General features: G+C 36.4%; 7 protein-coding genes and 2 pseudogenes. 8 read left to right on the forward strand and 1 reads right to left on the reverse strand.

The features are described 5' to 3' along the window. The 7 genes and pseudogenes from ADH31_RS02375 to ADH31_RS02400 form a co-directional block, all read left to right on the forward strand. Window positions 1-169, forward strand: a pseudogene (locus tag ADH31_RS02375) (DegV family protein); the annotation flags it as partial. A gap of 227 nt (window positions 170-396) precedes the next feature. Continuing rightward, the gene (locus tag ADH31_RS02380) at window positions 397-1,575 is read left to right on the forward strand and encodes an NAD(P)/FAD-dependent oxidoreductase (protein WP_049508813.1); all 1,179 of its coding nucleotides are present in this window, start codon (window positions 397-399) and stop codon (window positions 1,573-1,575) included. Window positions 1,576-1,613: 38 nt separating this feature from the next. Continuing rightward, on the forward strand, window positions 1,614-2,135 hold the full coding sequence (locus tag ADH31_RS02385; RefSeq protein WP_049508826.1) for a DUF1697 domain-containing protein: 522 nt from the start codon (window positions 1,614-1,616) through the stop codon (window positions 2,133-2,135). Window positions 2,136-2,145: 10 nt separating this feature from the next. Further along, window positions 2,146-2,262 (forward strand): annotated as a pseudogene (locus ADH31_RS09685) (DNA mismatch repair protein MutT); the annotation flags it as partial. Window positions 2,263-2,439: 177 nt separating this feature from the next. Next, the gene (locus tag ADH31_RS02390) at window positions 2,440-3,738 is read left to right on the forward strand and encodes an AAA family ATPase (RefSeq protein WP_049508815.1); all 1,299 of its coding nucleotides are present in this window, start codon (window positions 2,440-2,442) and stop codon (window positions 3,736-3,738) included. A gap of 6 nt (window positions 3,739-3,744) precedes the next feature. Further along, window positions 3,745-4,380 carry an RloB family protein gene (locus ADH31_RS02395; protein WP_049508817.1) on the forward strand — a complete coding sequence of 212 codons (636 nt, stop codon included), beginning with the start codon at window positions 3,745-3,747 and terminating at the stop codon, window positions 4,378-4,380. 123 nt (window positions 4,381-4,503) lie between these two features. Next, on the forward strand, window positions 4,504-4,890 hold the full coding sequence (locus ADH31_RS02400; protein ID WP_049508819.1) for an 8-oxo-dGTP diphosphatase: 387 nt from the start codon (window positions 4,504-4,506) through the stop codon (window positions 4,888-4,890). Between the two features lie 32 nt (window positions 4,891-4,922). Here the strand turns inward: ADH31_RS02400 and ADH31_RS02405 are convergent, their stop codons facing one another. Then, on the reverse strand, window positions 4,923-5,663 hold the full coding sequence (locus ADH31_RS02405; protein WP_049508822.1) for a MerR family transcriptional regulator: 741 nt from the start codon (window positions 5,661-5,663) through the stop codon (window positions 4,923-4,925). Between the two features lie 231 nt (window positions 5,664-5,894). On the opposite strand from ADH31_RS02405, the gene ADH31_RS02410 reads away from it, so the two are divergent. Continuing rightward, window positions 5,895-7,235, forward strand: a complete 1,341-nt coding sequence (locus ADH31_RS02410) for a sodium-dependent transporter (protein WP_049508824.1) — start codon at window positions 5,895-5,897, stop codon at window positions 7,233-7,235. The last annotated feature ends 65 nt before the right edge of the window (window positions 7,236-7,300 follow it).

Here is a 7,300-nt window from a genome sequence, read left to right on the forward strand (position 1 = left end):
TGGACGTATCGTCATGGCTCACCGCAGTAATGATAAATTCTGCCAACAGCTCTCAGAGCTCTTACGTGAAAAATTCCCACAAGCTGAAATCAAGATTATCCCAACCTCTGGACTCTGCAGTTTTTATGCAGAAGAAGGTGGACTCCTCATGGGATATGAAATTGACTAATTTATATAAGACAGAGGTCGGGATTCAATGTCCCGACCTCAATTTTTATCAGCAATTATCTTTTCTACTGTAGCTGAGTAGACTTTTGTACTGACAATTTCATCTTGTCAATACATAAGTTTGAAGAAGCCACGGGTTTGATAAAGATTCACGGGACTAGGTACTATCATGCAAAACTTGATCTACCGATTTCTGTCCCTCCGTCTTTTTTATGGTACAATACTTTTATGAAATATTTTGACACTATTGTAATCGGGGGAGGCCCGGCTGGTATGATGGCTACGATTTCAAGTAGCTTTTATGGGCAGAAAACCCTTCTCATCGAAAAAAATCGAAAACTCGGAAAAAAATTAGCTGGTACTGGTGGTGGGCGCTGCAACGTGACCAACAATGGAACTCTAGATGACCTATTAGCTGGCATCCCTGGAAATGGCCGCTTTCTATACAGTGTCTTCTCCCAGTTTGATAACCATGATATCATCAACTTTTTTACTGAAAATGGTGTAAAACTCAAGGTCGAAGACCATGGCCGCGTCTTTCCAGCCAGTGACAAATCGCGGACCATTATCGAAGCACTGGAAAAGAAAATCATGGAGCTAGGTGGGCAAATTGCTACTCAAACAGAAATTGTTTCAGTTAAAAAGATAGACGACCAGTTTGTCCTTAAGTCTACAGATCAAACCTTCACTTGTGATAAACTCATTGTCACAACAGGTGGAAAATCCTATCCTTCTACTGGCTCTACTGGTTTTGGTCATGAGATTGCTCGCCATTTCAAACACACCATTACCGAGCTTGAGGCTGCTGAAAGTCCATTGTTGACTGATTTCCCGCATAAGGCCTTGCAGGGGATTTCCCTAGACGATGTGACCCTAAGCTATGGCAAGCATGTCATCACTCATGACCTACTCTTTACCCACTTTGGTTTGTCAGGTCCTGCTGTGCTACGCATGTCTAGCTTTGTCAAGGGTGGGGAAATTCTCTCTCTAGATGTCTTGCCACAACTTTCAGAAGGTGACTTAGTTGACTTTTTAGAAGAGAACCGTGAAAAATCCTTGAAAAATGCCTTAAAAGCTATACTCCCTGAACGCTTGGCAGAATTTTTTGTCCAAGGATATCCTGAAAAAGTCAAACAACTAACTGAAAGAGAACGCGATCAACTTCTCCAGTCTATCAAGGCACTCAAAATCCCTGTGACAGGAAAAATGTCCTTGGCTAAATCCTTTGTTACCAAAGGAGGTGTTAGTCTCAAGGAAATCAATCCTAAAACGCTGGAAAGCAAACTGGTTCCTGGCCTTCACTTTGCAGGAGAGGTCCTAGATATCAACGCCCACACGGGTGGCTTTAACATCACTTCTGCCCTCTGTACTGGCTGGGTGGCAGGCTCAAACTTAATCTATAAATAATTTAGTATCTAAGGATGTTAGATAAGAAAGGAACTACTTTGGAACATATTATCTTACTAAGGGGAGTTACTCCTAATGGAAAAAATGCTATCCCTAAAATGTCTTATCTAGTAGATATCTTGATAGAGGCTGATTTTCAACACGTTCGAACCTATATTCAAAGTGGGAATATCATTCTTGAAAGTGACTTATCTCTGGAAGAAATACGAGAACAGGTTCACACTCTAATAAAGGAAAAAATTGGTGCTGACTTAAAAATGGTAATCAAGAACAAAAATGATTTTGCAAAAATTGTCCAAGAAAACCCATTTGGAAAACACTATCTTTTTGACCGAATACATGTGATCCTTTTTCAAAATGATATCCAAAGTCTACCATTAGAAAAATTGGATAGTGACTATGGTGAAGAAGAAATTTGTATCGGCAACCATTGTCTTTACCTCTATCTCCCTAGAACTGCAAAACGAAAAAAACTTAATACCAACTATCTTGAAAAGCTGTTCGGCGTTGATCTGACCATGCGAAAGTTAAACGTGGTGGAAAAATTACTAACGAAATAGGAAAAATAATATGAGCAGAAGAGAATCAGTTGAATTTGTCAACATGTGCTTGATTAAAAATGGGGACAAGGTCCTAGTTCAAGACCGAGTTAGTCCTAACTGGCCTGGCATTACTTTTCCTGGTGGGAAGTGCTATAAATTTTTAAAAAATCATAGCTTCTTTCATTGATAACAATACATAAAATTGGCAAACATAGCTTAAAAACTATTACAGAATAAATTTCGAATTAATCTTATAGAATACTACTATTTTTTTAAAAAAAATGTTACTATAATAGCGAGAAAAAATCTCGGAGGTTGAATTATGCTAATAGAATTTAAAGCAAAGAATTTTACATCTTTCAAAAATGAAGTGACATTCAGTATGGTCTCTTCAGAAAAATTACAGGAATTATTAAATAACCGAATTGAAATTGAGGCAGATTTCCATTTATTAAAATCTGCTAGTATTTTTGGAGCAAATGCTAGTGGAAAGACTAATTTATTGCACGCTTTAGGATTTATTACTTCGTTTCTTCGACGTTCGATGTTAGACTCTCAAGAAGGTAAACGAAATTTTAAAAATTTGACTTTTTCTTTAGATAACGCAAGCAAAGATAATCCTACAGAATTTGAAATTTCCTTTCTTATGAAAAAACAAATTGTAACATATAGTTTTTCTCTTTTTCAAGGAGATGTAACTTCAGAAAGTCTAATTATAGATGATAACCTAATTTTTATAAGAAATTCAGATAAGATTCTAGACTACTCCTCTGATATCTTTAAGACTGAAGAAGAGTTAAATTTAAAGTTTGGCCTAACAAACTCTAATTCGTTATTTTTAACTGTTCTTTCTGTAACAAATACGAAAATAGCAGAAGATATTATTGAATATCTTACAGAAAATATTATTTTTTTATCTGGCGATGGAAAAAATGCTAAATTTACTAAAAATATAATTAAAGAAAATGATAGCTATAAATCAAAAGTTCTAGATTTACTGAAAGTTGCTGATTTCAATATTACTGATTTGGATATCAAGCAACACAAGTTTAAAATAGAACCTTTTGGTGACTCTAATGTAGAAATACCAAAAGAGATTGTTGAAGAAGCACGAGACGAAGCGACTCGCCTTTTATCAAAGCATAATATCTATGATTCAGAAGGAATGATTGTCGATAATAAGCTATTTGATGTAGAAGGGTTTGAATCTAGTGGAACTCGAGTATTCTTAAGTTTAGCTGGACCAATTATTAACGTATTAGAAAAAGGAGGTATTTTAGTAATTGATGAAGCAGATGCATTGTTACATCCTCTGGTTACTAAATATTTAATTGAACTCTTTAACAATATTGAGAATACTAACTCACAATTAATTATTACGAGCCATAATTCAAATATTCTTGATCAGGAATTATTAAGAAGGGACCAAATCTGGTTTGTAGAAAAAGATGAACTTGAAATTAGTCATTTGACTGCTCTGTCAGAATATAAATTTAATGGTTCCGTTGTTCGTAGTGATGAAAGATATGCGAAAAACTATTTAAAAGGTAAGTATGGAGCTATTCCTTACGTTAGAAATGATATGGTTCATAAAATTTTCAAAACTATTTTGGGAGATTGATTTGTTATGGTAAAGCCGAAATTTTCAAGAGATAACAAAACTGGTAAAAAAGAACAATTGCCTATAATTTTGATTGTATGCGAGGGAGAAAGAACTGAACCAAATTATTTTGATCAATTTGAAGTAACAAATATAACAATAGAATCAAGAGGAATTGGAGATAATACTATAAGGCTGGTAGAATATGCCATTGAGGAATCAAAAAGAAATAATTATGATCAAGTCTGGTGTGTATTTGATAAAGATAGTTTTCCAAAACATAATTTTAATAGTGCAGTGCAATTGGCTCAAAACAATAACTTCGGAATTGCTTATAGCAATGAATCTTTTGAGCTTTGGTATATTCTACATTTTGAATTTTTAAATTCTCAGATTGTTCGTGATCAATACATCAAAAAATTAAATGATATCTTTAAATCTAAAAAACAAGAAGGTTTTCCGGATTCTTATAAAAAGAACGATCCTAACATTTACAGAATTTTAAAACCCTATCAACATACAGCTCTAAAAAATGCCAAAAATTTATCCAAAGATTATGAAAGTGAATTAATGCCTTCATCCGCAACACAATGTCCTGTAACTTATGTATATAAATTAGTTGAAGAATTAAATAAATGGATTCCATCACATCGACTTGATTAACAAAATATAAAATTTGAATTAAATTTAAAAAATTCTACTATAGTGGATTGAAATAAGATATGAACAAAGAGTTTAGGAAAGTCAAATTAATTTCTAAAAATGTTTTAGAATCCATAGCGTACTATTCTGAGTTCAATCCACTATAATACTGGCATTACTTTTCCTGGTGGCCATGTTGAACGTGGCGAATCCTTTGTCGATGCTGTCATTCGTGAAGTGAAAGAAGAAACTGGTCTAACCATTTCTAAACACCAACTCTGTGGTATCAAAGACTGGTATGATGATGCAGATTATCGCTATGTTGTCCTCTTTTACAAAACAGAACACTTTACTGGTGAGCTCCAATCTTCAGACGAAGGAAAAGTCTGGTGGGAGGATTTTGAAAATCTATCTCATCTAAAATTAGCTACTGAGGATATGTCTGACATGCTTCGTGTTTTTCTTGAAGAAGATCTCAGTGAATTCTTTTACTACAAGGATGGGGAGGACTGGTCTTACCAACTCAAATAACAGTAAATCGGCAGAGATCACTCCGCCGACTTTTATTTTGTCTGAGCTCGAACATAGTGAGCAATGACATCTGATGTGTACTGGGCTGTTCCCTGTCCAAACTTATCAATGTTTTCCTTGAACTCTGGATTATAGACATAGCCTTTTCCGATATGACCAAAGACCTCGATAGAGCAGTCAAATCCATAAGTACGGATGGCTTGCAAAAGCTTGGCTGCTTCCTCTTGGTTTTCTGATGCTGTTGTCGGTAGACCAGCTTGTAGATTTTGTGCCATGACTTGAAAGACTTGATTAAAGGCTGTTGCAGCCTCATCCTCTCGTCCTTTTTGACGCTCAAGTGCTTGATCCATGACTTCTTGGCCATACTTGTCTACTGCTTCTTGGTGGTATTTTTGATTGTCCTGGTAGCTAAATCCAGTGAATTTTTCCTCAATAGTCATTTTTCTTTCTCCTTTTTGTTCTTGAATGGTTTTTTGTAAGGTTGAAATCAAGGTATCCAGATGTTGCCTCTCCTGGGTTAAATAGTCCAACTGTCTAGTTAAATGTGGTAACAAGTCCGTCTTTTCTTCCTTCAATAGCTCTGCTATTTTTTCTAAAGAAAAGCCTAGATACTTGTAATAAAGAATGACCTGAAGTCGTTCCAAATCATCCTGACTATAGGTCCGATAGCCATTTTCTGACTTTAATGGAACCAAAAGTCCAATCTTGTCATAATGGTAGAGGGTCTTGACGGAGACACCTGAAAGTTGCGCAGCTTCTTTGATATGGTACATGATTTCCTCCTCACATAAATAGTATATACCCTCCCCTTTGAGGAGAGTCAAGTATTTTATCATATTTTTTATAAAAACATGAAAATCGCTTTCTTGACAGACTTGAAAAATCATGATAGGATAATCAAGTCTATCAATCAAAGAATAAGCTCATAAAGAGCCATTGAGAGAAGGCTATTTGACAACTCAAGTAGCCTTTTCTTATTTAGAAAACTAGATTGGAGTTTAACAATGTCTGAAAAATCGCAATGGGGCTCAAAACTGGGCTTTATCCTTGCATCTGCTGGTTCTGCTATTGGTCTTGGAGCTGTTTGGAAGTTTCCTTATATGACCGTTGCCAATGGTGGGGGAGGTTTCTTGCTGGTCTTTCTCGTCTCGACACTATTGATTGGATTTCCACTTCTCTTGGCTGAATTTGCCCTCGGTCGAAGTGCGGGCGTGTCAGCAATCAAAACCTTTGGAAAATTGGGCGATAACAAGAACTACAATTTTATCGGTTGGATCGGTGCCTTTGCCCTTTTCATCCTCTTATCCTTTTACAGTGTTATTGGGGGATGGGTTTTAGTTTATCTAGGTATCGCTATTGCTAAAGTCTTCCAAGTTGGGATTAGCAATGATTATGCCCAGCTCTTTACAGACATCATTTCAAATCCTTGGATTGCCCTTGGGTCTCAAGCTCTTTTTATCTTCCTAAACATCTTTATTGTATCTAAGGGAGTTCAAAAAGGGATTGAAAGAGCATCTAAGGTCATGATGCCCCTGCTATTTATTATCTTTGTCATTATTATCGGGCGCTCTCTCAGCTTGCCAAATGCCATGGAAGGTGTGGTTTACTTCCTCAAACCTGACTTTTCAAAACTGACAAGTGCTGGTTTCCTTTATGCTCTAGGACAGTCGTTCTTCGCTTTATCTCTCGGTGTTACTGCCATGTTGACCTATGCTTCTTACCTAGATAAGAAAACCAATCTGGTCCAATCAGGTATGTCTATCGTTGCCATGAACATTTCTGTATCGATCATGGCAGGACTGGCTATTTTCCCAGCTATGTCAGCCTTCAATATTCAGTCTGAAGGTGGTCCTAGTCTCCTCTTTATCGTTCTACCCCAACTCTTTGACAAGATGCCTTTTGGAAGTATTTTCTATATTCTCTTTCTCTTGCTCTTCCTCTTTGCGACGGTCACTTCTTCTGTCGTTATGCTGGAAATTAATGTTGGAAATATCACTGACCAAGATAACGAAAAACGTAATAAATGGAGTCTTATTTTAGGTATCTTGACCTTTATCTTTGGTATCCCTTCGGCCCTATCCTATGGTGTGATGGCTGATGTGCATATCTTTGGAAAGACCTTCTTTGATGCTATGGATTTCTTGGTTTCCAACCTCCTCATGCCATTCGGCGCCCTCTGCTTGTCTCTTTTTACAGGCTATATCTTTAAAAAAGCTCTTGCTATGGAGGAACTCCATCTTGATGAAACACCTTGGAAACAAGGACTTTTCCAAGTCTGGCTCTTCCTTCTTCGCTTCATCATCCCAATTATCATCATTGTAGTCTTTATCGCCCAATTTATGTAAATACAAAAAAGGACTTGAGTAATGAACTGCACCCCAAAAGTTAGACAGAAAAAATCTAACTTTTG

The sequence above is a fragment of the Streptococcus pseudopneumoniae genome (genome assembly GCF_001072375.1).
Lineage (GTDB): Bacteria > Bacillota > Bacilli > Lactobacillales > Streptococcaceae > Streptococcus > Streptococcus pseudopneumoniae_L.